Origin of the sequence: Moellerella wisconsensis, from assembly GCF_022592395.1 — a bacterium.
In the GTDB taxonomy this organism is placed as follows: Bacteria; Pseudomonadota; Gammaproteobacteria; order Enterobacterales; family Enterobacteriaceae; genus Moellerella; species Moellerella wisconsensis.
Window position 1 is genome coordinate 269847 of the sequence record NZ_CP093242.1, and the last position, 23845, is coordinate 293691.

26 protein-coding genes are annotated in these 23845 nt (G+C 42.5%); 21 read left to right on the top strand and 5 right to left on the bottom strand.

Annotated features, from left to right (window positions below):
* Positions 1-2: 2 nt before the first annotated feature.
* The gene (locus MNY66_RS01130) at positions 3-980 is read right to left on the bottom strand and encodes a hydrolase (RefSeq protein WP_047255328.1); all 978 of its coding nucleotides are present in this window, start codon (positions 978-980) and stop codon (positions 3-5) included.
* Positions 981-1286: 306 nt separating this feature from the next.
* Here MNY66_RS01130 and MNY66_RS01135 point away from each other — a divergent pair, with 306 nt between their 5' ends.
* On the top strand, positions 1287-1892 hold the full coding sequence (locus MNY66_RS01135) for a LysE family translocator (protein ID WP_241501267.1): 606 nt from the start codon (positions 1287-1289) through the stop codon (positions 1890-1892).
* 54 nt (positions 1893-1946) lie between these two features.
* Here MNY66_RS01135 and murP read toward each other — a convergent pair whose 3' ends face one another.
* Both murP and murQ read right to left on the bottom strand, forming a co-directional pair.
* Positions 1947-3413 (bottom strand): PTS N-acetylmuramic acid transporter subunit IIBC, encoded by a 1467-nt coding sequence (gene murP, locus MNY66_RS01140; RefSeq protein ID WP_241501268.1) that lies wholly within the window; start codon positions 3411-3413, stop codon positions 1947-1949.
* Positions 3414-3444: 31 nt separating this feature from the next.
* Entirely contained in the window at positions 3445-4353 is a 909-nt protein-coding gene (gene murQ / locus MNY66_RS01145; RefSeq protein WP_047255324.1) for an N-acetylmuramic acid 6-phosphate etherase, read from the bottom strand.
* A 228-nt stretch (positions 4354-4581) separates the two neighbouring features.
* On the opposite strand from murQ, the gene MNY66_RS01150 reads away from it, so the two are divergent.
* The gene (locus MNY66_RS01150) at positions 4582-5442 is read left to right on the top strand and encodes a MurR/RpiR family transcriptional regulator (protein ID WP_047255323.1); all 861 of its coding nucleotides are present in this window, start codon (positions 4582-4584) and stop codon (positions 5440-5442) included.
* Between the two features lie 132 nt (positions 5443-5574).
* Here the strand turns inward: MNY66_RS01150 and MNY66_RS01155 are convergent, their stop codons facing one another.
* Complete coding sequence (locus MNY66_RS01155) at positions 5575-7515, bottom strand: ABC transporter ATP-binding protein (protein WP_241501269.1); 1941 nt, start codon at positions 7513-7515, stop codon at positions 5575-5577.
* A gap of 266 nt (positions 7516-7781) precedes the next feature.
* Between MNY66_RS01155 and kefG the strand changes: the two genes are divergently transcribed.
* The 4 genes from kefG (at position 7782) to slyD (ending at position 11051) form a co-directional block, all read left to right on the top strand.
* Positions 7782-8336 (top strand): glutathione-regulated potassium-efflux system ancillary protein KefG, encoded by a 555-nt coding sequence (gene kefG, locus MNY66_RS01160; protein ID WP_047255321.1) that lies wholly within the window; start codon positions 7782-7784, stop codon positions 8334-8336.
* Positions 8336-10141, top strand: coding sequence for a glutathione-regulated potassium-efflux system protein KefB (gene kefB, locus MNY66_RS01165; protein ID WP_047255320.1), 1806 nt, complete (start codon positions 8336-8338; stop codon positions 10139-10141). Before kefG ends, kefB begins: the two co-directional genes overlap by 1 nt.
* A gap of 14 nt (positions 10142-10155) precedes the next feature.
* Positions 10156-10359 (top strand): YheV family putative zinc ribbon protein, encoded by a 204-nt coding sequence (locus tag MNY66_RS01170; protein WP_047255319.1) that lies wholly within the window; start codon positions 10156-10158, stop codon positions 10357-10359.
* 89 nt (positions 10360-10448) lie between these two features.
* The gene (gene slyD, locus MNY66_RS01175; RefSeq protein ID WP_047255318.1) at positions 10449-11051 is read left to right on the top strand and encodes a peptidylprolyl isomerase; all 603 of its coding nucleotides are present in this window, start codon (positions 10449-10451) and stop codon (positions 11049-11051) included.
* A gap of 204 nt (positions 11052-11255) precedes the next feature.
* Here slyD and MNY66_RS01180 read toward each other — a convergent pair whose 3' ends face one another.
* A complete protein-coding gene (locus tag MNY66_RS01180; RefSeq protein ID WP_047255317.1) occupies positions 11256-11474 on the bottom strand; it encodes a SlyX family protein in 219 nt (72 codons plus the stop codon).
* A gap of 453 nt (positions 11475-11927) precedes the next feature.
* Here MNY66_RS01180 and fkpA point away from each other — a divergent pair, with 453 nt between their 5' ends.
* The 15 genes from fkpA to rplL all read left to right on the top strand — a co-directional run bounded on the left by fkpA (position 11928) and on the right by rplL (position 23737).
* Complete coding sequence (gene fkpA, locus MNY66_RS01185) at positions 11928-12680, top strand: FKBP-type peptidyl-prolyl cis-trans isomerase (protein WP_047255316.1); 753 nt, start codon at positions 11928-11930, stop codon at positions 12678-12680.
* A gap of 710 nt (positions 12681-13390) precedes the next feature.
* Positions 13391-14095, top strand: a complete 705-nt coding sequence (locus MNY66_RS01190; RefSeq protein ID WP_047255315.1) for a helix-turn-helix transcriptional regulator — start codon at positions 13391-13393, stop codon at positions 14093-14095.
* A gap of 14 nt (positions 14096-14109) precedes the next feature.
* Entirely contained in the window at positions 14110-14496 is a 387-nt protein-coding gene (gene tusD, locus MNY66_RS01195) for a sulfurtransferase complex subunit TusD (protein ID WP_231637007.1), read from the top strand.
* An 8-nt stretch (positions 14497-14504) separates the two neighbouring features.
* Positions 14505-14864, top strand: coding sequence for a sulfurtransferase complex subunit TusC (gene tusC / locus MNY66_RS01200; RefSeq protein ID WP_047255313.1), 360 nt, complete (start codon positions 14505-14507; stop codon positions 14862-14864).
* A 25-nt stretch (positions 14865-14889) separates the two neighbouring features.
* Positions 14890-15177, top strand: a complete 288-nt coding sequence (gene tusB, locus MNY66_RS01205; RefSeq protein ID WP_241501270.1) for a sulfurtransferase complex subunit TusB — start codon at positions 14890-14892, stop codon at positions 15175-15177.
* Between the two features lie 136 nt (positions 15178-15313).
* A complete protein-coding gene (gene rpsL / locus MNY66_RS01210) occupies positions 15314-15688 on the top strand; it encodes a 30S ribosomal protein S12 (RefSeq protein ID WP_047255311.1) in 375 nt (124 codons plus the stop codon).
* Positions 15689-15784: 96 nt separating this feature from the next.
* Positions 15785-16255 carry a 30S ribosomal protein S7 gene (rpsG, locus tag MNY66_RS01215; RefSeq protein ID WP_047255310.1) on the top strand — a complete coding sequence of 157 codons (471 nt, stop codon included), beginning with the start codon at positions 15785-15787 and terminating at the stop codon, positions 16253-16255.
* Between the two features lie 78 nt (positions 16256-16333).
* Positions 16334-18451, top strand: a complete 2118-nt coding sequence (gene fusA, locus MNY66_RS01220; protein ID WP_047255309.1) for an elongation factor G — start codon at positions 16334-16336, stop codon at positions 18449-18451.
* A 76-nt stretch (positions 18452-18527) separates the two neighbouring features.
* Positions 18528-19712, top strand: a complete 1185-nt coding sequence (tuf, locus tag MNY66_RS01225) for an elongation factor Tu (RefSeq protein WP_241501149.1) — start codon at positions 18528-18530, stop codon at positions 19710-19712.
* Positions 19713-20259: 547 nt separating this feature from the next.
* Entirely contained in the window at positions 20260-20646 is a 387-nt protein-coding gene (secE, locus tag MNY66_RS01230; RefSeq protein WP_047254792.1) for a preprotein translocase subunit SecE, read from the top strand.
* A 1-nt stretch (position 20647) separates the two neighbouring features.
* Positions 20648-21193: a transcription termination/antitermination protein NusG gene (gene nusG, locus MNY66_RS01235; protein ID WP_047254793.1), complete on the top strand. Its 546-nt coding sequence runs from the start codon at positions 20648-20650 to the stop codon at positions 21191-21193.
* 152 nt (positions 21194-21345) lie between these two features.
* A complete protein-coding gene (gene rplK / locus MNY66_RS01240) occupies positions 21346-21774 on the top strand; it encodes a 50S ribosomal protein L11 (RefSeq protein WP_047254794.1) in 429 nt (142 codons plus the stop codon).
* A 3-nt stretch (positions 21775-21777) separates the two neighbouring features.
* Positions 21778-22479, top strand: a complete 702-nt coding sequence (gene rplA, locus MNY66_RS01245; protein WP_047254795.1) for a 50S ribosomal protein L1 — start codon at positions 21778-21780, stop codon at positions 22477-22479.
* 331 nt (positions 22480-22810) lie between these two features.
* On the top strand, positions 22811-23308 hold the full coding sequence (rplJ, locus tag MNY66_RS01250; protein WP_047254796.1) for a 50S ribosomal protein L10: 498 nt from the start codon (positions 22811-22813) through the stop codon (positions 23306-23308).
* 63 nt (positions 23309-23371) lie between these two features.
* Positions 23372-23737, top strand: coding sequence for a 50S ribosomal protein L7/L12 (gene rplL, locus MNY66_RS01255; RefSeq protein WP_047254797.1), 366 nt, complete (start codon positions 23372-23374; stop codon positions 23735-23737).
* Positions 23738-23845 lie beyond the last annotated feature (108 nt).

Consider the following 23845-nt stretch of genomic DNA (forward strand, 5'->3'; position numbering starts at 1 on the left):
AATTATTTTTTATCCAAATAAGGAGATAACCATTGTGGAATGCGCTGTTCTAACCACATTTCTGGGCGCTTGAATGTACCACTAACAAATCCCACATGCCCACCATGCTCAGTCATTTGATATTCAATGTTATCAGGTAATAACGCTAAATTAGGTACTACTTCTGGTGCCATAAAAGGATCGTCTTTAGCATGAATAATTAATGTTGGTTTGGTGATTTGTGGTAACCGAGGAAGGGCGCTACAACGGCGATAATAATCATCGGCATCGCAAAAACCATGAATTTTAGCGGTGATCACATCATCAAAATCTCTGATTTTCTTTAATTTCTTTAATTGAATTAAATTAAGCGGTAATGATCCCGGATAACGGACTAATTTGCGCGTTGCATTGCGTTTAAGCCCGTTTAATAAATAGCGTTGATAAAAGCGTGAAACGCCTTTTTCCATTCGCAGGGAACAGGCTTCCAGCATTAATGGTGCAGAAACAACGACGGCAGCATCTAATTCGGCTTGATTGCCTGCTTCCGCTAAATAGCACGCGAGCATATTACCACCGAGTGAATATCCGACAGCCGCAGTTGGCGCTTTACCAAAAGTTTTGGTTAGCCAATGTAAAAAATAGCGCGCATCGCTAGTTTCTCCAGAGTGGTAAATCCGTTGTTGGCGATTTGGCTCTCCACTGCAGCCACGAAAATGCATGATCACCCCCAGCCAGCCATGTTTTTGAGCTGTTTCTAGCATACCGTGTGCGTAAGGGCTGTTAAAACTGCCCTCAAGTCCATGGAAAATGACTAAGCGTGGTTTGTTAATCGCATCAACAGGCGGCTCACTCCATGCGAGATCGATAAAATCGCCATCCGGAAGTTCAAGGCGTTGCCAAACGGGTTTAATGTTTGGCGTCCGTCTAAAAATTCGGGGTAAAAGTGTCTGTAAATGTGGGTTTTTAGCCCAGTTTATCGGGCGAAAATTCTCTGGCATAACATTTTTAATTTAAATTATTAGCGCTCTTGTGAGGCGGATAACATACTGTTATTTTTAAATCATGCAAGCATTGTTTCCCATAGCGTACTTAAGAAAGGGGCAAACACTGTTGATGATATCCGGTTCGCTGATGTTTGATCCGGCCTATTTATTACGCATTTTGCAATGTCATTTATTGCTTTAATAATAGCGGACAGATGACCGCTCTTATCGCGCGCGGTGATGAGCCGCGAAGCTATAATAGCAAATATACCCACATCTTGAGGTATGTCCGGTATATGCACAATAGAATAAGGATTATACATGACTATCGGGCTAATTTTTTCTCTGCTTACGTTTTTATTTATTGCTGCAATTACACCGGGACCGAATAACGTGTTATTAACCTCATCCGCGGCTAATTATGGTTTTCGCCGAACCTTAATGTTACTCGTGGGTATTATGTTAGGAATGCAATCTATTCTGTATTTATCGGCTTTTGGCGTTGCGGCCTTATTATTGATTTATCCCGCGCTGCATTTATTGATGAAAATTGCAGGCAGTGTTTATTTACTGTGGTTAGCGTGGAAAACAGCCAGTGCAAATTATGCTCCAGTTAAAACAGAATCAAATCTATCGCGGCCTGTGACTTGGTATCAGGGCGGATTATTGCAGTTTTTGAATCCTAAAGCATGGTTGATGGGATTAGGCGCAGTGGGTAGTTATAGCTTAGCAGGCGATCAATTCTTTTCATCGATTGTGGTCATGAGCATTGCGATGATCAGTGTAAATTTGGTGGCAGGGTTAATTTGGATGGCAAGTGGTGCATTAATCGGCCGTTTTCTTCGAAGCCGCCAAGCATGGTTTGTTTTTAATATTATGATGGGATTATTTACTGCGCTGTGTGTACCATTAATTTGGCTAGAATAGTGTCGGTGATAGAGAAGGAACCTTATTTATTGTTCCTTCTCTGTTATCACGATATTAGGTTAAATCGGTATTTTTACTGCCAAAGAAATACGTGAAAATAAAGCCACATAAATACGCGATTAATAACCCGATGACATACACGCTCATTGCGGCAAAAACACCACTGGCTGAGGTCATCAATGGAATAGCAACTAAGCCTGATGGACCAAATACGGTATTTAGTCCCATCGGTAGCCCCATCCAAGCAACAAGGCCAATAAAGAATCCCCCTGCTGCACCGCCAAGACAAGCGGTAATAAACGGTTTAACACGCGGTAATGTGACGCCATAAATCAGTGGTTCAGCAATACCTAAGAAACCAGGAATAATTGCCCCGCGAATTTGGTTACGCAGCAACGAATTTTTTTTGGCTTTGACGTATAGAGCGATAGCCGCTCCGACTTGTCCACCGCCAGCCATGGCTAAAATTGGGAACAGTGAGTTAAAGCCTTGAGCATCAACTAAAGCCAGATATACCGGAATAAACCCTTGATGTACACCAAACATAACGGCAATTAAGAATAACCCAGCCAGTATCGCGGTGCCAAACGGGTTACTGTTGAGATGCATAAATAACCATGACATTCCACTGAATAACCAACTACCGATAGGCATAATTGCAACATAGGTTACTGCCCCGACAATCAATAGAGTGAGCGTGGAGGTTAAAATCATGTCGAGATTGCCCGGGATAATTTTTCTGACCTGTTTTTCTACCCATGCTCCGAAAATACAGGCAATTAAAATCCCGATAATATTGCCGCGAGGGTCTATCTCTAAACCAAAAAAGGTGCTCATGCCGGAGAATACGCCACTGGCGATTTCCGGGTTATAGCCCAGCATAAAGATTGAGGCAATAATGGCACCGTTAACGCCACTGCCACCAAAAGCTTTTTGTGCGTTGTAACCGATTAAAATTCCTAGGAAACTAAATAATCCTTTGGCAAAAATCGACATATAGAGGATCAAATGCACAAGATGGCCATGAGCCGCAGGATCGTCGGGTAATCCCTGAGGGTAAACACTTTGCTTGATAAGGGTGGCGATACCTAATAATAATCCTGCGGCAATAAAACCAGGGATCAGTGGTGTAAAAATAGTCGCAAATTTTGATAAGAAACGGTGAACTGCGGTGGTTTGTTTCTGTTTTAGTTGCTGTTTATTGGTTGAAGCTAAAGAGTTTAGATCCTGATTTTGTTCGGTTATTGGCGCATCATCTTGCGAAGCTGTTTCCAATAGTTGATTCATCATTTCAGCCGCGGTTTGAGCTTTTCCTGGGCCTAAGACAATTTGTAATTGTTGGTCGCTTTCAATCACGCCAAGCACGCCGTCAATTTGCTTAATCGCTGCTTTATCAACATATTGTTCATTTTGTAGCGTTAAGCGCAGGCGGGTCATACAGTTACCGCACTGCTTGACGTTATTTGCGCCGCCTATTGCTTGTAAGATCTGCAATAACATTTCATTAGTTATTTTCGCCATGATATTCCTCACCGCGGATGATTGTCGGATTTTACTGTTGGTCTGCGCTGAGCGCTGAGCGAATAAAACCGTGATTATCGGATAGTAAATGTTTCGCTTGTTGTGCATTTAGCCCGGTGAGGATCATGACAATCGCAGTTTTACAGTGGCGTTCACATTGTTGTAAGGCCTGTTCTGCGGTTTCACGATCGCACTCGGTTGCTTCCATAACAATGCGCGTTTGGCGTTCGATCAGCTTGGCATTGGTGGCTTCAACATCGACCATTAAATTACCGAACACTTTGCCCATTTTGATCATGGCACCCGTGGTTATCATATTGAGAACTAATTTTTGTCCGGTGCCTGCTTTCATGCGTGATGAGCCAGTAACAACTTCAGGTCCGACGATAATCGTGAGTGGAATATCGGCTTGTTGTGCCATTGGGCTATCTGGATTACAGCTGATAGCGGCAACGGTTGCCCCCACTGAGCGAGCATAGTCCATCGCGCCTAAAACATAAGGTGTGCGTCCACTTGCAGCGATACCAACTAAAATATCGCGTTGATTAAACCCAATCTTTTCTAAGTCAGCTTGACCCAGCTCGCGGTTATCTTCGGCATTTTCTACAGCACGTAAGATTGCTTGGTGGCCGCCTGCAATGAGACCAATAACTTGTTCATGTGGTGTACCGAAAGTTGGCGGGCATTCACTAGCGTCCAAAATTCCTAAGCGGCCAGATGTGCCTGCACCACTGTAGATTAGTCGTCCGCCTTGGTGAAAAGCCTCTGCAACTTTATCAACCAGTTGGGCGATGTTCGGCAGAATACACTCTACCGCGAGTGGCACTTTTTTATCTTCTTGATTAATCACTTTCAGCATATCCAGCGTTGAAAGTTGATCAATATTCTCACTGGCCGGATTACGACTTTCTGTCACCATTTTGCTCAGATCGATTGCCATTTGTTGCTCCTAATGCGTAATATTGCGGCGATAGTAAGGAATTATTTATTCTTTTAGTGTGACAGTAATCACAACCTTATCTATTCCTTATCGTAAATAATAAGGAATAATTGCACGATAATCATGTGCCAAATTTGAATTATTCTATTGATAAATAATATGTTTAATTAATTAATACCTATTTTAACTGTGGAATAATTTAGTATTTATTTTTAATTGAGGTTATTCATGTCAATTTTGACAGAAATTATTTGGCGCTTACCCCAGTTAGCCGATAATCAGCAAAAAATTGCTGAATATATTATTAACTGCCCTGAAAAAGTTATCGAATTGTCTTCGCTACAATTAGCTGAGCAGATGAATGTTAGCCAATCGGCGATTATTAAATTCAGCCAAAAGATGGGCCTAAAAGGTTTTCCGGCTTTAAAATTAGCGATTAGCGAAGAGCTTGGGCGTAAACAGGCGGTGTTTGATCATCCTCAGGGGGCGCTACATAACCATATTACTAGTGATGATTCGTTGATGGTGATGGCACAAAAGTTGGCGCAGGAAAAAAATTATTCGATTACCGAAACGACCCAGCGAATTTCTTTTAGTCTGTTTGAAAAGATTGTGAGTAAAATTAATGTGGCGCATCGAGTACAAATTGTTGGAATTGGTGGCTCTGGGCTAACAGCCAAAGATTTAGGTTATAAATTACAAAAAATTGGAATTACCACCTTGGTTGAGGCGGATCACCATGTGCAAATTGCAGCGGCTTTAACCCTGAATACGCAGGATGTACAAATTGTTATTTCATTTACTGGGCGTAGAAAAGATATGTGCGCTGCGGCATCGGTGGCCAAAAAACAGGGAGCGACCATTATTGCGATTACACAAAATAAGCAGTCACCTTTGGCGAAAATCGCTGATTACGTTCTAGAAAGTGTGGCTGAAGAAAATGAGTGGCGTAGCTCATCGATATCCTCGCGTACGGCACAAAATACGTTAACCGATTTATTGTTTATGGCGTTATTGCAGCGGCGAGAAGAACTGGCTAAGAATTTGGTAATGAATGCACGATTAACCATCAACAGCCTTGATGACTAGAGCATTGATGATGAATAACTAGCAAGAGATTAATTTAATTGGTATCGGTTAGGATGAATTTTCGATTAAAAATACCATCCCTAGATAAGCTCATAGGGATGGTTCGATTATGTGTAAAATGAACGTGGAATATTAAATTGACGTCTCGTTTAATTGATTAGTCATTGATTCCAGCTGTTCTTGAAGCTCCATCCATTCCATTTCAACGTCGTCTAGAGCAGATTTTATTTCTGTCTGCTGCTTCAAACACTCAGTTAACAAGGTTTTATTGCCGGCTTCATAAATTGAGCTATCGGCCAGTTTAGCCTCGCATTCTGCCAATTGCTGAGTATATTTTTCCATCTGCTTTTCCAGCGATGTCAGTTTTTTTCTGATAGGTTGAGTCTGCTGACGAAATTCAGCTTCGCGTCTTTTTTGCTCTTTTCTATCTTGAGCCGTAACGGTTGCCGTGGTGGCGACTTTATCTTTGTCTTGTTCATCACGGGCTTGTTGTTGTTCTAATTTATTCTGTTCGGCCAGCCATTGCTGGTAATCCTCCAGATCGCCATCAAACGGTTCTACCATGCCGCCATGCACTAGATACAGTTCATCCGTGGTTGAACGCAATAAATGTCTATCATGCGAGACCACCACTAACGCGCCATCAAAATCAATTAATGCCTCGGTTAATGCTTGGCGCATATCCAGATCAAGATGGTTAGTTGGCTCATCGAGCAATAATAAATTCGGGCGTTGCCAAACCAGTAAAGCTAAGACTAAACGAGCTTTCTCTCCGCCAGAAAAACGTCCACTGGCATCATTGATAAGATCGCCCTGAAAGCCAAATCCGCCAAGATAATCTCGTAATTTTTGCTCAGTTTCTTGGGGGGCAATCCGAGCCAAATGTTGCAGGGGCGATTCATCGGCCCGTAAAAATTCTAATTGATGCTGAGCGAAGTAACCGAGCTTAATTCCTTTAGCTAGCGAAATAACCCCATGAAGAGGTTGTAGATCGCCCGCCAGTAATTTAATTAAGGTAGATTTACCGGCACCATTTCGCCCCAGCAGTCCAATCCGTGAACCCGGCACTAAATTCAGTTTAATTGAATTAAGAATGGTTTTATCACCGTATCCTGCGCTGACTTTTTCCATTTTAAGTAAGGGATTTGGCAGGCTTTCGGGCTTACGGAATGAAAAATGGAACGGATTATCAACATGAGCTGGTGATACCATTTCCATTTTTTCTAACATTTTGATCCGGCTCTGCGCTTGCTTGGCCTTAGTCGCCTGTGCACGGAAGCGGTCAATATAATGTTGCAAATGTGCCGCTCGAACTTGTTGGCTCTCAAACAGCGCCTGTTGCTGGGCTAATTTGGTTGCTCGTTGACGCTCAAATGAGGAATAATTTCCGGTATATTCAAACATCGATTCTTGTTCAATATGCAGGACTTTATCGATAATTGGGTCTAAAAAGTCTCTATCATGCGAGATCAGGATCAGCGTTCCCGGGTAACTCTTCAGCCATTTTTCTAACCAAATAACCGCATCTAAATCTAAGTGGTTAGTTGGTTCGTCCAATAACAGTAAATCAGAGCGACATAATAAAGCTTGGGCGAGGTTAAGGCGCATACGCCAGCCTCCCGAGAATGCTTTTACCGGTTCTAATAATTGGTTTTGTGAAAAGCCTAGCCCATGCAATAAGCTCGAAGCACGGGAGCGAACCGTCCATGCATCAATAGCATCTAACTGTCCGTGTAGAACCGCGATAGCATGGCCATCATTGCGTTCATTGGCTTCACGTAAATTTTGTTCTAACTGACGATATTCTCTATCTCCATCAATAACATATTCAATGGCAGGAACATCTAATGCTGGCGTTTCTTGGTTAACCCAAGCTAGCGCCCATGAGCTAGGATAGCTGAATGTGCCTGCTTCAGCTTGAAGTTCACCCTTTAATAAGGCGAGCAGTGTTGATTTTCCACAACCATTTTTACCCACTAGTCCTACTTTTTGACCGGGGTTAATCGTGGCAGATGCATTATCCAGTAGGACACGCACACCACGGCGAATTTGTAATGAAGAGAAGACAATCATAGGAGCCGTTTATTTAGATATATGTTAAATTACATACTCATCATACTTCAAATTGCAGACGTATTGTAACCGTTGAAACCACTTTCTGATATCGATAATGACTAAGTTATTCAATAACTAACCTATAAATGAATTACGATATTTCGGTTTGTAGCTTTCCCGCACTTTGAACTATTCAAGGTATAGGGTTTAAAAATCACCCACCGTTTTGCTGGCAGCATGGTAACGGAAATTCGCCCGTCTGACACGCCTTTGAGGAAGCAAAAATGTCACAACCACCAAAAGTTTTAATATTATACGCCCATCCAGAGCCTTATCATTCGGTAGCTAACCGTACTTTATTAGCCGCAATTAGTGATCTTGAGCATGTCACTATTCATGATCTTTATGGCGCGTATCCAGATAATTTTATTGATGTGACTCGAGAGCAACAGCGGCTTTGTGAACATCAATTTATTGTTTTTCAGCACCCTTTGTACACCTATAGCTGCCCTTCATTATTAAAAGAGTGGTTTGACCGCGTTCTTACTCGGCGTTTTGCGGCAGATATTGGCGAACAAAGACTAAAGGGTAAATATTGGCGTTCGGTGATAACCACCGGTGAACCTAAGGAAGCTTATCAGCCCGATGGTTATAATCGCTTTGCTATCAATGAATTACTGCGTCCGTTTGAATTAACGGCAGCTATGTGTGAAATGCAGTGGCTAGAACCGATTGTTATTTATGCTGCGCGTCAACAATCAAAAGAGGGCTTTGATGGCTACTGCGATGCGTATCGGCGCTGGCTACAACACCCCCTCGATGCAGGAGGTGTGTCCTAATGGGAGAATTAAATTTAGTCGACTCAATTATTATTTTTTTATGTGCTGGGGTCATCATGGTTCCCATCGCCCAGAAAATTCGTCTGGGTGCTGTTCTTGGTTATTTATTGGCCGGGATTTTGATTGGTCCTTTTGTACTAGGTTTTATCCATAACGTTGACGATATTCTGCATTTTTCTGAGTTAGGTGTAGTTTTCTTGATGTTTTTGATTGGATTAGAACTCAAGCCAGCCAAGTTATGGGCTTTACGACATTCTATTTTTGGCGTTGGGGCTGGGCAGGTTATCATTACCGCCAGCATCATGAGCGGATTATTGATATTAGCGGATTTTTCTTGGCAGTCGGCAATTGTTGGTGGTTTAGGTATGGCAATGTCATCCACGGCGATGGCATTGCAATTGATGGATGAAAAAGGGATGTCCGATAAAGAAAGTGGGCAGCTCGGTTTCTCCGTTTTGTTATTTCAAGATATGGCGGTGATCCCTATCTTGGCTGTAATCCCGTTATTAGCCGGTGAAACAGGTTCTAGCGATTGGTATCGAATCGGGCTGAAAGTTGTCGCATTTGGTGGATTATGGTTTGTTGGGCGCTATTTATTACGCCCACTGTTTAGATTAGCGGCTAAATCTGGCGTGCATGAAATTTTTACCGCAGCTTCTCTGTTGGTCGTGTTGGGATCTGCAATGGTTATGGAAAGCCTTGGTTTTTCTATGGCGTTAGGTACCTTTATCGCAGGTGTGATGTTAGCGGATACCGAATTCCGTCATGAGTTAGAAATCACGATTGAACCGTTTAAAGGGCTGCTGCTCGGGTTATTTTTTATCTCAGTAGGGATGTCACTTAATTTAAGTGTATTGTGGCAGTATTTGCCACAAGTCTTACTGGGCGTAGTGATTTTAGTTGCGGTTAAGGCTCTGGTACTGTACGCCCTCGGCATGATGGCTCAATTACGCAGTGGAGCTCGTTTGCAGTTCTCTGGTGTGCTCAGCCAAGGGGGAGAATTTGCTTTCGTCGTATTTTCTGCCGCGTTTGGTAGCCAAGTAATTAGTGGTCAGCAAATGGATCTGTTGCTCGTGGTGGTGACTATTTCGATGATGACGACGCCACTTGTGATGCAGCTGATAGATGCGATTCTCAATCGCCGATATAATCGACAAAGCACATCAGATGAACAACCGTATGTTGAAGATAATAATCCGAATGTTATTTTAGTCGGTTTTGGCCGTATGGGGCAGGTTATCGGTCGCTTATTGATGGCGAATAAAGTCAAAATCACGGTATTGGAGCAGGATGTTTCTGCGATAACCACCATGCGTCGTTATGGCTATCGCGTCTATTATGGTGATGCACGGGATTTACAATTACTGCGTGCTGCGGGTGCTGAAAATGCTAAGTCTATCGTAATAACCAGTGATGTCCCTGAAGAAGTGATCGAAATTGTTGAGCTTTGTCAGGTACATTTCCCTCATCTGCATATTATTGCACGGGCTAAAGGCCGGGTTGAGGCACATGAATTATTGCAGCGTGGGGTGACTGATTTTAGCCGTGAAACATTTTCTAGCGCATTAGAGCTGGGCAGTAAAGCGTTAGTTAGTACGGGAATGCATCCACATCAAGCTTATCGTGCTAAGCAACATTTCCGCCGTTTGGACATGCAGGGACTGCGCGAAATTATTCCTGAAAGTGAAGGTGAAGTGAATCGTGTGTCACGGATTAAAGAGGCGCGAAGAGAGCTCAATGAATTGTTTGAGAAAGAGCTAAAAAGAGAACGCCGACAACCTCAGGGTTGGAATGAAGACAAATAAAAGGTCATGAATTGATGCCTACAATACGTAAACGGTTTATTGCCGGGGCCGTGTGCCCACAATGCAAATTACAAGATACCTTGATGATGTGGCGTGAAAATAAGGTTGATGTCGTTGAATGTGTTGAGTGTGGACATCAACAACGTCAAGCTGATGAAGCACAATCCGGAAAGATAAAAAAATCTGAGCAAATTATTGGATTGTTTACACCGGAATAATGCATATTTTTGTCAATTCTCAATACAGATGTTTTGTTTTCCGGTACAATCTTGGAAATTTTTCGCCCCACGGGTATGTAGGAGATGTCATGAAAGTAGCAAAAGACTTGGTAGTTAGCTTGGCTTATCAAGTAAGAACAGAAGACGGTGTGTTAGTTGATGAGTCGCCGGCAAATGCGCCACTCGACTATTTACATGGCCGTGGTTCTTTGATCTCAGGTTTAGAGAAAGCATTAGAAGGCCGTGAAGCGGGCGAACGTTTCGACGTTGAAGTTGCTTCTGATGATGCATATGGCCAGTATGATGACAATCTGGTTCAACGTGTACCTAAAGATGTATTCATGGGCGTTGAAGAACTTGAAGTCGGTATGCGCTTTTTAGCTGATACTGATATGGGCCCAGTTCCTGTTGAAATTACAGGCGTTGAAGGCGATGAAGTTATCGTTGATGGTAACCATATGCTGGCAGGCCAAAACTTAAAATTCAACGTTGAAATCATGGCTATCCGTGAAGCAACTGAAGAAGAATTGGCTCACGGTCATGCACACGGTGCAAACGGCCATGATCATGGTCACGACCATGACCACGAAGGTGGTTGCTGTGGCGGTGGTCATCACGAGCATGAAGAAAGCGGCTGCTGCGGCGGTGGCGAAGGTAAAGGCCAAGGCCACGGCGGTTGTGGTTGCCACTAATTTACCTGCCATAGCTAAGTTTTTGCTTTAAATTATTATGGCGAACGATTCATTTGTATCGTTATATGTTGATTTATAAGTAATAAGCTCAGTTATTAATTAAAGGCCTAAACATATGTTCAGGCCTTTAATTTATTTGCGCCAAGCAATAACTTTTATCAATTTGGCATCATATTATTTTCTGTTGCGATACCTTCCGGCAGATTAATAATGCGGAGGTGGGGTTTCTTCTTCTGGGCGTGCAAGGTTCGATGCTTGTGAGGCTTTCAGTCGTTCAGTCACTAAGCGTAAATGTTCTTGCATCCGGCCTAATGTTAACTGTTGTTCAGTCACTATCTGATTAAGCTCCTCAATCGTAATTTCTTGGAACGCAACTTTACTTTCGAGCTCTTCTAATCGTTGTTCATATTGCTGTAAATCCATTGTTTTCCCCTTTTAAAATACTTTCTGCATAATTTCCGCATAAATTTGTGGCTATTTTAACTAAACATTACAAATCAACAGATAAGTTTTATTTAAAAGCATAGGCGTTGAAACCTCTTTTTGTTACTGTTGTCCAATTGATGATTTTAACATTAGCTATTAACTCATTTATTCAAAGTGTAAATTGCACCGATAAAAGTGCAAACCGCACAGAGAGTTATTTTTTACTATGCTAGAGTATTGTGGCGAATATGCCTGTTATCAATTGAGTTACCGTAAAATGAGTAATATGTGATATTAGCAATACATGAGCCATTACATTATTTTGCACTCTTGGCATTGAGCCGCAGAATTGCTGGGTAAGCTTAGCAGAATGTAGTCGTTGGCTCTGCTGATTTATGGTATCTCGGATAATTAAGGGCATAGCAGACAATATAAATATTGGAGATTAGGATGAAATCACTGTTTAAAGCCACCCTGTTGGCAACAACCTTAGCAATGACACTGGGTGCTCCTCAGGTTATGGCTGCTGAAACTAAAGCAGATGCCCAAGGAACGGCTGTATTTAAAAATTCCGCAGAGCGTAACGCTTATGCATTGGGCGCATCATTAGGCCGCTACATGGAAAATTCGTTGAATGAACAACAATCCATTGGCATTAACCTGGATAAAGCACAATTGCTGGCGGGTGTTCAGGATGCTTTCAATAATAAAAGCAAAATGAGCGATGAAGAAGTCGAAAAAACATTGCGTGAATTTGAAGGCCAAGTAAAAGCAGCCGCTGAGAAGAAAATCAGTGAAGAATCTACTGCTAACGCTAAAAAAGGCGATGAATATCGTGCGAAATACGCCAAAGAGAAAGGCGTAGAAAAAACTAAAAGTGGTCTGCTGTATAAAATCGAAAAAGATGGCAATGGCGCTAAACCTACAGATAAAGATACCGTGGTTGTTCACTATAAAGGATCTTTGATTGACGGCACTGAGTTTGATAGCTCATACGCACGAAAAGAACCGCTAACTATTCCTTTAAATTCAGTAATTAAAGGCTGGACCGAAGGTATGCAGCATCTGAAAAAAGGTGGCAAAATGCAGTTAGTCATTCCACCTGAATTAGCTTATGGTGAAGCCGGTGTGCCTGGTATTCCCGCTAATTCAACGCTGATTTTTGATGTTGAATTATTAGATATTAAACCTGCCGGTAAATAATCAGTTGGTGGTTGAATCAGCGAGAGTTTAGTCAATTCTGTACTTACGCTGAGCACTGATTGAATAAGGTCTAGATTTAGATTGAATCGAGGCCACTAAAAATTAACCGAGCTTTTGAGCTCGGTTTTTTGTTATTTAGTCTAAATAGCCAGCCTAAGATAAACCGCTTTTACATTCGCGTTATTTTAAAATTAAGTTAGCACAAACATTAATCAAATTAATAGCATATTAACCATATATTAACCATATATTAACCACATAGTAATCAGGCTACTAACCTAGTTAGAAATAAATACCTTGCCAATATCTAGACTAATTAATTATTGATCAGGAATAATTATTCTTAAGTAAAAGACGAAAAATTTGTTATTTTATTTAAAGTTTGTGATAAAACAGACTCTCTTGCGAGCAACTGCTTGACGTCGGCGCAGGGGAGTTTTAACGTCACAGGTAACTATTTTTAGCGCTTATCATCACTCACGACTATTGTTCATGGTTAAATAGACGCCATCCCCAAGTCATTTAATGGTAGAAGTAAAAAGTGCCTAGCCGAAACTATCAGAATTTAAAATATGAGTTAATTCAGATAAATAAATATCGCTAACACCTTTGCCATTGGAAAAATAACGGGAAATAATGGCTTTAGAATAATTAAGCAACTCGATAATAGCCTTGATGATACTTTTTACACTTGAAGGATGGTGTATTGAATGTCAAATTCATTATTAAGCAGTGACCACCACGATATTAATTTACTTGATAATCAGCCTTTTACTGAGACTGACCGCGATATACTTAAATCTTATGAAGCGGCAGTTGATGGCTTAGCTATGCTAATTGGCGCGCACTGTGAAATTGTTCTTCACTCTTTAGAAGACCTCAATTATTCAGCTGTTCGTATTGCTAATGGACAGCATACGGGCCGCAAAATCGGTTCACCGATTACCGATCTGGCATTACGTACATTGCATGATATGGCCGATGATAAATCTAGCGTATCAAAAGCGTATTTCACCAAGGCTAAAAGTGGTGATTTAATGAAATCGATGACTATCGCTATTCGTAATCGTCAGCAGCGAGTTATTGGTTTGCTCTGTATTAATATGAACTTGGATGTGCCGTTCTCTGAGATTATTAAAACATTTATTCCTGAAGAGACACATGAAATAAATTCTGATGTGAACTTTGCTTCATCGGTGGATGATCTCGTTGCACAGACGTTAGAATATACAATTGAAGAAGTAAATCTCGATCGTTCTGTATCAAATAATGCCAAAAATAAACAAGTGGTATTAAATCTGTACGAAAAAGGTATTTTTGATATTAAAGATGCGATTAACCAAGTTGCAGATAGACTAAATATCTCCAAACATACGGTGTATTTGTATATTCGCCAATTCAAGAGTGACGAATGAGTAACCCAGCAATATTGAATTATTGTTTAATGGTAACAGGGCCGGCTTACGGCACTCAGCAGGCATCGAGCGCTTACCAATTTGCACAGGCATTGCTTGCTGAAGGCCATCAGTTAAAAACAATCTTTTTTTATCAAGATGGTGTCTATAATGCCAATAGATTGACATCGCCCGCCAGTGACGAATTTAATTTGGTCGCTGCATGGCAGCAACTTTCTGCCCTTTCGGGATGTGAATTACATATTTGTGTCGCTGCTGCTTTGCGTCGTGGGATCATTAATCATCAACAAGCCGCTGAATTAGGCGAATCCGCATATAATTTGGCCGATAAATTTATTATGAGCGGTTTAGGGACGTTAGCAGAAGCAATGTTAACATGTGACCGTGTTATTCGTTTTTGAGGTATAGGGTGAAAAAAATAGCTTTTGTTTTTACAACCATGCCTCATGGGCAATCGCATGGACGTGAAGGATTAGACGCACTGTTAGCGACATCTGCATTAACGGATAATATCGCTGTTTTCTTTCTTTCTGATGGTGTTTGCCAACTACTAAAACATCAGCAGCCCGCCCTGATACACAGCCGTGATTATATTTCGACTTTTAAGATATTGCCTTTGTACGATATTGAACAATGCTATATTTGCCATGAAGATTTGGTGGCGAGAGGCTTATCCTCAGAGAATGAATTAATTATTGATGCTGAAATTATATCTGCTGAGAAGATAGGTCAAAAATTAGCTCAGTTTGATATTGTGCTTAAATTTTGACCTGACTTGTAGTAGGATCACATTTATGCTTTATACAATCGCATCGTCACCTTTTAATTGTGATTTGGCAGCAATAGTTAGTTTGCTGACGCCTGAGGATGAAGTTTTATTGATTCAGGATGGTGTATTAGCGGCAACTAATGCAGGATATTATCTGGCAATGTTACAAAAAAAAGGCGTCAATATATTTGCATTAAAAGATGATGTAGAGGCTAGAGGGTTACAAACAGTACTATCTACCGACGTTCCTCAGCTCACATATCAACAGTTTGTTCTGCTTACGGTGAAACATTCTCAGCATTTTGCATGGTAATTGCAGCAAAAGCTGTATATTTCTTGACACCTGAGCCAGTCGGCAATAAAATTTCGCGTCCTCGTGTATTGTCATCTTGGCAAACGAGGCCAAAATCCGTGTTTACGAAGCAAAAAAACCAGGAGCTTTTTTAATAATGGCAACTATTAATCAGCTGGTTCGCAAATCCCGTAGTTCGAAAGTTGCAAAAAGCAACGTTCCAGCTCTGGAAGCGTGCCCGCAAAAACGTGGTGTATGTACTCGCGTATATACTACTACACCAAAAAAACCAAACTCAGCACTGCGTAAAGTATGTCGTGTTCGTTTAACTAATGGTTACGAAGTTTCTTCTTACATCGGTGGTGAAGGCCACAACTTGCAAGAGCACTCCGTAATTCTGATCCGTGGTGGTCGTGTTAAAGACTTACCAGGTGTGCGTTATCACACCGTTCGCGGCGCACTCGACTGTTCAGGTGTTAAAGACCGCAGACAAGGTCGTTCTAAATACGGCGCTAAAAGACCTAAGGCTTAATGGATTCCGTTAAGTAAGGCCAAACATTTTTAATTTCAATGTCATAATAAACTCGTAGAGTTTTGGACAAACCTGAATTAACAACGGAGTATTTCCATGCCACGTCGTCGTGTAATTGGTCAACGTAAAATTCTTCCAGATCCTAAGTTCGGATCAGAATTACTGGCTAAATTTGTAAATATCCTGATGGTAGACGGTAAAAAATCTACTGCAGAAGCTATCGTGTATAACGCGCTTGAGACCCTGGCTCAGCGTTCTGGTAAAACTGAACTTGATGCATTCGAACTCGCGCTTGATAACGTGCGTCCGACTGTAGAAGTTAAATCTCGCCGTGTAGGTGGGTCTACTTACCAAGTACCAGTTGAAGTTCGTCCGGTTCGTCGTAATGCTCTGGCAATGCGTTGGATCGTTGAAGCTGCTCGTAAACGCGGTGATAAGTCAATGGCTCTGCGCCTGGCAAACGAATTATCGGATGCGGCTGAAAACAAAGGCACTGCTGTTAAGAAACGTGAAGACGTTCACCGTATGGCAGAAGCTAACAAGGCGTTCGCACACTACCGTTGGTAATCCCTTCGATAGTTATATTTCTCAGGGTAGCAATTTGCTACCCTTCATAAGAATCGAACGTCCACGAGAGAGGAAAAAATGGCTCGTCAAACACCCATTTCACGTTACCGTAATATCGGTATCAGTGCACATATCGACGCCGGTAAAACCACTACTACAGAACGTATCCTGTTCTATACTGGTGTAAACCATAAAATCGGTGAGACTCACGAAGGTTCTGCAACTATGGACTGGATGGAGCAGGAGCAAGAACGTGGTATTACTATCACTTCAGCTGCAACTACTGCATTCTGGTCAGGTATGGCAAAACAGTTCGAGCCACATCGTGTAAACATCATCGACACCCCAGGACACGTTGACTTCACAATCGAAGTAGAACGTTCTATGCGTGTTCTTGATGGTGCGGTAATGGTTTACTGCGCGGTTGGTGGTGTTCAGCCACAGTCTGAAACCGTATGGCGTCAGGCTAACAAATATAAAGTACCACGTATCGCGTTCGTTAATAAAATGGACCGTATGGGTGCTAACTTCTTGAAAGTTGTTGAGCAGCTTAAAACTCGCTTAGCAGCTAACCCAGTTCCACTCCAATTAGCTATTGGCGCTGAAGAAGCATTCACAGGTGTTGTTGACCTGGTTAAAATGAAAGCTATTCAGTGGAGTGAAGAAGATCAGGGCGTTACCTTTGTCTACGAAGATATTCCTGCAGAACTGCAAGAATTAGCAGACAAATGGCACAGCAACTTGGTTGAATCTGCAGCAGAAGCATCAGAAGAACTGATGGAAAAATATCTGGGCGGTGAAGACCTGACTGAAGCTGAAATTAAAGAAGGCTTACGTCAACGCGTTCTGAACAACGAAATCATCCTGGTTACCTGTGGTTCTGCATTTAAGAACAAAGGTGTTCAGGCGATGCTGGATGCTGTTATTGAATATTTACCATCTCCAATCGAAGTACCTGCAATCAAAGGTATTTTAGATGACGGTAAAGATACTCCAGCAGAACGTCATCCTAGCGATGAAGAACCATTTGCATCACTTGCGTTTAAAATCGCAACTGACCCATTTGTTGGTAACTTAACATTCTTCCGTGTTTATTCTGGTGTGGTTAACTCCGGTGATACCGTATTCAACCCAGTTAAATCTAAGAAAGAACGTTTTGGTCGTATCGTTCAGATGCATGCTAACAAACGTGAAGAGATTAAAGAAGTTCGCGCTGGTGACATCGCGGCAGCTATCGGTCTGAAAGACGTAACTACAGGTGATACTCTTTGTGCTGTTGATGCACCAATCATCTTAGAACGTATGGAATTCCCAGAGCCAGTAATCTCTGTAGCAATTGAACCAAAAACTAAAGCTGACCAAGAAAAAATGGGTATCGCATTGGGCCGTTTGGCGCAAGAAGATCCATCTTTCCGTGTGTCAACTGACGAAGAAACTGGCCAAACTATCATCGCAGGTATGGGTGAACTTCACCTGGATGTATTGGTTGACCGTATGCGTCGTGAGTTTAAAGTTGAAGCTAACGTTGGTAAACCTCAGGTTGCATACCGTGAAGCTATCCGCGACATCGTTAAAGATGTTGAAGGTAAGCATGCGAAACAGTCTGGTGGTCGCGGTCAGTATGGTCATGTTATTATCGACATGTACCCACTGGAAGCTGGTACTAACGAGAAAGGCTACGAATTCGTTAACGAAATCAAAGGTGGTGTAATTCCTGGTGAATACATCCCTGCAGTTGACAAGGGTATCCAAGAGCAGCTTAAATCAGGCCCACTGGCTGGTTACCCAGTAGTAGACCTAGGTGTTCGTTTGCACTTCGGTTCTTACCATGATGTCGACTCCTCTGAGTTGGCGTTTAAATTGGCTGCATCACTTGCGTTCAAGGAAGGCTTCAAACGAGCTCGTCCAGTACTGCTTGAGCCAATCATGAAAGTTGAGGTGGAAACACCAGAAGACTACATGGGTGATGTAATTGGTGACTTGAACCGTCGTCGCGGCATGATTGAAGGTATGGATGATATCCCTACTGGTAAAATCGTTCGCGCACAAGTACCATTGTCTGAAATGTTTGGTTATGCAACTGACCTGCGTTCACAGACCCAAGGCCGTGCTTCTTACTCTATGGAGTTCTTGAAGTACAACGAAGCGCCAAACAACGTAGCTCAAGCTGTTATTGAAGCGCGTAATGCTAGATAATCGATTTTTATCGGTTTAACTATTTAATTTGGTTCCTTCTTCATAGTGAAGAGGGAACTCTATAAGGAATAGAGTCGTGTCTAAAGAAAAATTTGAACGTTCAAAACCGCACGTTAACGTTGGTACAATCGGCCACGTTGACCATGGTAAAACAACTCTGACTGCAGCTATCTCAACTGTATTAGCTAAAACCTACGGCGGTAACGCTCGTGCATTCGATCAAATCGATAACGCACCAGAAGAGAAAGCACGTGGTATCACCATCTCTACTTCTCACGTAGAATACGATACTCCGTCACGCCACTATGCACACGTAGACTGCCCAGGACACGCCGATTATGTTAAAAACATGATCACCGGTGCTGCTCAGATGGACGGTGCAATTCTGGTTGTTGCTGCGACTGATGGCCCTATGCCACAGACTCGTGAGCACATCCTGTTAGGTCGTCAGGTTGGCGTTCCATACATCATCGTTTTCCTGAACAAATGTGACATGGTAGACGACGAAGAGCTGTTAGAACTGGTTGAAATGGAAGTACGTGAGCTGCTGTCTCAGTACGATTTCCCAGGCGATGACACTCCAGTAATCCGTGGTTCAGCGCTGAAAGCACTGGAAGGCGAAGCTGAGTGGGAAGCTAAAATTGTTGAACTGGCAGAAGCACTGGATTCTTATATCCCAGAACCAGAGCGTGACATTGATAAGCCATTCCTGTTACCAATCGAAGACGTATTCTCAATCTCAGGCCGTGGTACAGTTGTTACTGGTCGTGTTGAGCGTGGTATCGTTAAAGTTGGTGAAGAAGTTGAAATCGTTGGTATCAAAGATACCGTGAAAACAACTTGTACTGGCGTTGAAATGTTCCGTAAACTGCTGGACGAAGGCCGTGCTGGTGAGAACGTTGGTGTTCTGCTGCGTGGTACTAAGCGTGATGATATCGAACGTGGTCAAGTCTTGGCTAAACCAGGTTCAATCACTCCACATACAACTTTCGAATCAGAAGTTTATATCCTGAGCAAAGATGAAGGTGGCCGTCATACTCCATTCTTCAAAGGTTACCGTCCACAGTTCTACTTCCGTACAACTGACGTAACCGGTACTATCGAACTGCCAGAAGGCGTTGAGATGGTAATGCCAGGTGATAACATCCAAATGATCGTTACCCTGATCCACCCAATCGCAATGGACGCAGGTCTGCGTTTTGCGATCCGTGAAGGTGGCCGTACTGTAGGTGCGGGTGTTGTTGCTAGCATCATCAAGTAATAGCATTTTAGTATAATAAAAAGGGCATCATATGATGCCCTTTTTATACGTTGTAAAATTAAGAACCTATCTCATCAATAGTTGGCTAATTATTGGTGAGATAGGCTCTGAAATAATAAAAAAACAGTGCATTTTTTATCCTTTAGGTGGAATTTTAATTTAATTAAAATGAGACAAAGGGACAATTAATGACTTTCCTGTATAAATACTTTATCCAGGATCATGAGATTTAATAAGGTTTTGCTCTTAATTTATGGTATATTTTATCGTTGCCAGCCATCAGGAATTATTTCTGATGCTAACGGTGAATAGATAACAGAGCATGCTGGAATTTGCCTGCGGAATTTGATAAGTGTCTGCTGTATTGCGGGCAGGCCAATAGTCTTATACCTCGCAGGACCTACCGAGTATCCATCTTTGGGTTTGCAGTAAACTCGGTCTCCCTAGTATCATAGAGAGAATATTGGCATATTCTATTGGTTCGGTTTGTTTTGCTTCAGTGAGACAAGCTGACTTTATACATACTTCATAGTGGCAGGTTGATTTTATGAGTGCGAATAGCGAAGCTCAAGGAAGTGGACGTGGCATTGACATCACAAAGTGGATTGTTGTTGCTGTCCTGTTAGTCGTTGCTATAGTGGGTAACTATTACTTCCGACAATATAATCTTGCTCTACGTGCGATAGCGGTCGTAGCCGTCGTAGCTGTTGCTGGCGCTATTGCATTGTGGACAACAAAAGGCAAAGCAACTTTAGCTTTCGCGCGTGAAGCACGTACAGAAATGCGTAAAGTTATTTGGCCAACTCGCCAGGAAGCCTTACAGACAACATTAATTGTTGCTGTAGTCACCGCAATAATGGCACTGATCCTATGGGGATTAGATGGTATTCTGGTGCGTTTAGTTTCATTCCTTACAAGCCTGAGGTTCTTCTAAGATGTCAGATTCACCTAAAAAGCGTTGGTATGTGATTCAGGCTTTCTCTGGTTTTGAAGGTCGTGTTGCTCAGTCACTGCGCGAACATATCAAATTACATAACATGGAAGAGTCATTTGGCGAAGTTATGGTTCCTACGGAAGAAGTGGTTGAAATTCGTAGCGGTCAACGTCGTAAAAGTGAACGTAAATTTTTCCCTGGTTATGTATTAGTTCAAATGGTGATGAATGATGAATCATGGCATTTGGTACGTAGCGTACCTCGCGTCATGGGCTTCATTGGTGGTACATCAGATCGCCCAGCACCAATTAGTGATAAAGAAGTTGATGCGATTATGAATCGCTTACAACAAGCTGGTGATAAACCACGTCCGAAAACATTGTTTGAACCAGGTGAAATGGTACGTGTTAGTGACGGTCCATTTGCCGACTTCAATGGGGTTGTTGAAGAAGTGGATTATGAGAAAAGCCGCTTGAAAGTTTCGGTTTCTATCTTTGGTCGCGCAACTCCAGTTGAATTAGATTTTAGTCAGGTCGAAAAAGGCTAATATAGCTCTTCCGATCACTGGCTTGCAAAAGGCGGGAAATTATACTACAATTTCGCGCCTTTTGTTTTTAGTGCTTTGTTCAAAAATGAACGAGGCGTATATTACGGGGAGCCTTTAATTAGGCGTTATCACCCATCTAGAGGAAATTTTTCATGGCTAAGAAAGTACAAGCCTACGTTAAGCTGCAAGTTGCAGCTGGTATGGCAAACCCAAGTCCACCGGTTGGTCCAGCACTGGGTCAGCAAGGTGTTAACATCATGGAATTCTGTAAAGCGTTCAACGCAAAAACAGAAAGCCTAGAGAAAGGTCTGCCAACTCCAGTTGTTATTACTGTATATTCAGACCGTTCTTTCACTTTCGTTACTAAAACCCCTCCTGCAGCCGTACTGCTGAAAAAAGCAGCTGGCGTTAAGTCTGGTTCAGGTAAGCCTAACAAAGACAAAGTAGGGAAAGTAACCAAAGCTCAGGTTCGCGAAATCGCAGAAACTAAAGCTGCGGACATGACGGGTGCTGACATTGACGCTATGATGCGTTCAATCGAAGGTACTGCTCGTTCCATGGGCCTGGTAGTGGAGGATTAATCAATGGCTAAACTGAATAAGCGCATGCGCAATATCCGTGAAAAAGTTGATGCAACTAAACTGTATGACATCAATGAAGCTATTACTCTGCTGAAAGAATTAGCGACTGCTAAATTCGTAGAAAGCGTTGATGTTGCTGTTAACCTTGGCATCGATGCTCGTAAATCAGATCAGAACGTTCGTGGTGCGACTGTACTGCCACACGGTACTGGCCGTTCAGTTCGCGTAGCTGTGTTCACACAGGGCGCAAACGCTGAAGCTGCTAAAGCTGCTGGCGCTGAACTGGTGGGTATGGAAGATCTGGCTGACGCAATCAAAAAAGGCGAAATGAATTTCGACGTTGTTATTGCTTCTCCTGATGCAATGCGCGTTGTTGGCCAATTAGGTCAAATTCTGGGCCCACGTGGCCTGATGCCAAACCCTAAAGTTGGTACTGTAACTCCTAACGTTGCTGAAGCAGTTCAAAATGCTAAAGCAGGTCAGATTCGTTACCGTAACGACAAAAATGGTATTATCCACACTACCATTGGTAAAGCTAACTTTGATGCAGACAAATTGAAAGAAAACCTGGAATCTCTGCTGGTTGCGCTGAAAAAAGCAAAACCTTCAACAGCGAAAGGTGTTTACATCAAGAAAGTTAGCCTGTCTACCACTATGGGAGCGGGTGTAGCAATCGACCAATCTGGTCTGTCTGCTGCAGTTTAATTCTATTTAAAGAATTAGACTTTACCTTTGCGTCAGATTTGTATAAAATCTGACGCCCAGTTTATGTGATTTATTTCAGATTCTATTTATTTTAGATTCGATTTATTTCAGATAAGCAACAGAATTTCCGGTTGGAGTCTGGCCTTTTCCAGACCCCGTCCAAGACCGCAGGTGTATCTAATTACTTAATCATCCTGCGTAGACGGTGACAGAGCCACCAAGAATTTTATTCTGGATTCTGCTCACCGTGTTTTAGCGCTCAGGCACAATTCCGTGTACTGAGTGATGTGAGTCCCCGGGTTTACCCGGTTAATCCAGGAGCAAGAAGCTAATGGCACTAAATCTTCAAGACAAACAAGCGATTGTTGCTGAAGTCAACGAAGTAGCCAAAGGCGCGCTTTCTGCAGTTGTCGCGGATTCTCGCGGTGTGACTGTAGGCAAAATGACTGAACTGCGTAAAGCAGGTCGCGAAGCTGGCGTTTATATTCGTGTTGTTCGTAACACGTTAATCCGTCGTGCTGTTGAAGGTACTGCTTATGAGTGCCTGAAAGACGTGTTTATCGGTCCAACCTTGATTGCTTTCTCTAACGAACATCCGGGCGCTGCTGCTCGTCTGTTCAAAGACTTCGCGAAAGCGAATCCAGCATTCGAGATTAAAGCTGCGGCCTTTGAAGGTGAATTTATCCAGGCTACCGATATCGATCGTCTGGCAACTTTACCAACTTACGAAGAAGCAATCGCACGCCTGATGGCAACCATGAAAGAAGCCTCTGCAGGCAAACTGGTTCGCACTATGGCTGCACTGCGCGATCAGAAAGAAGCTGCTTAATAGCCTATTTCCTTCGTTGCTTTTTAACGTATAAACTATTTCTGAATTTTAGGAACACTTGTTATGTCTATCACTAAAGAACAAATCCTTGATGCAGTTGCAGAAATGTCTGTAATGGACGTTGTAGAACTGATCACCATGATGGAAGAAAAATTCGGCGTTTCTGCTGCTGCAGCTGTAGCTGTTGCTGCGGGTCCTGCTGAAGCTGCTGAAGAAAAAACTGAATTCGATGTTATCCTGAGCTCAATCGGCGCTAACAAAGTAGCAGTTATCAAAGCAGTCCGTGGTGCGACCGGTCTTGGCCTGAAAGAAGCTAAAGACATGGTAGAATCTGCTCCAGCTACAATCAAAGAAGCAGCATCTAAAGACGAAGCAGAAACTCTGAAAAAATCTCTGGAAGAAGCTGGTGCTTCTGTTGAGATCAAGTAAGTTTTGCTTTGAGTTAGCAGCCTGACTATAATAGGCTGATGGCTGGTGATTTAATAGTCACCAGCCTTTTTGCGCTGTAATGCGTGATGGGTGTTAACAGCTTTTCAC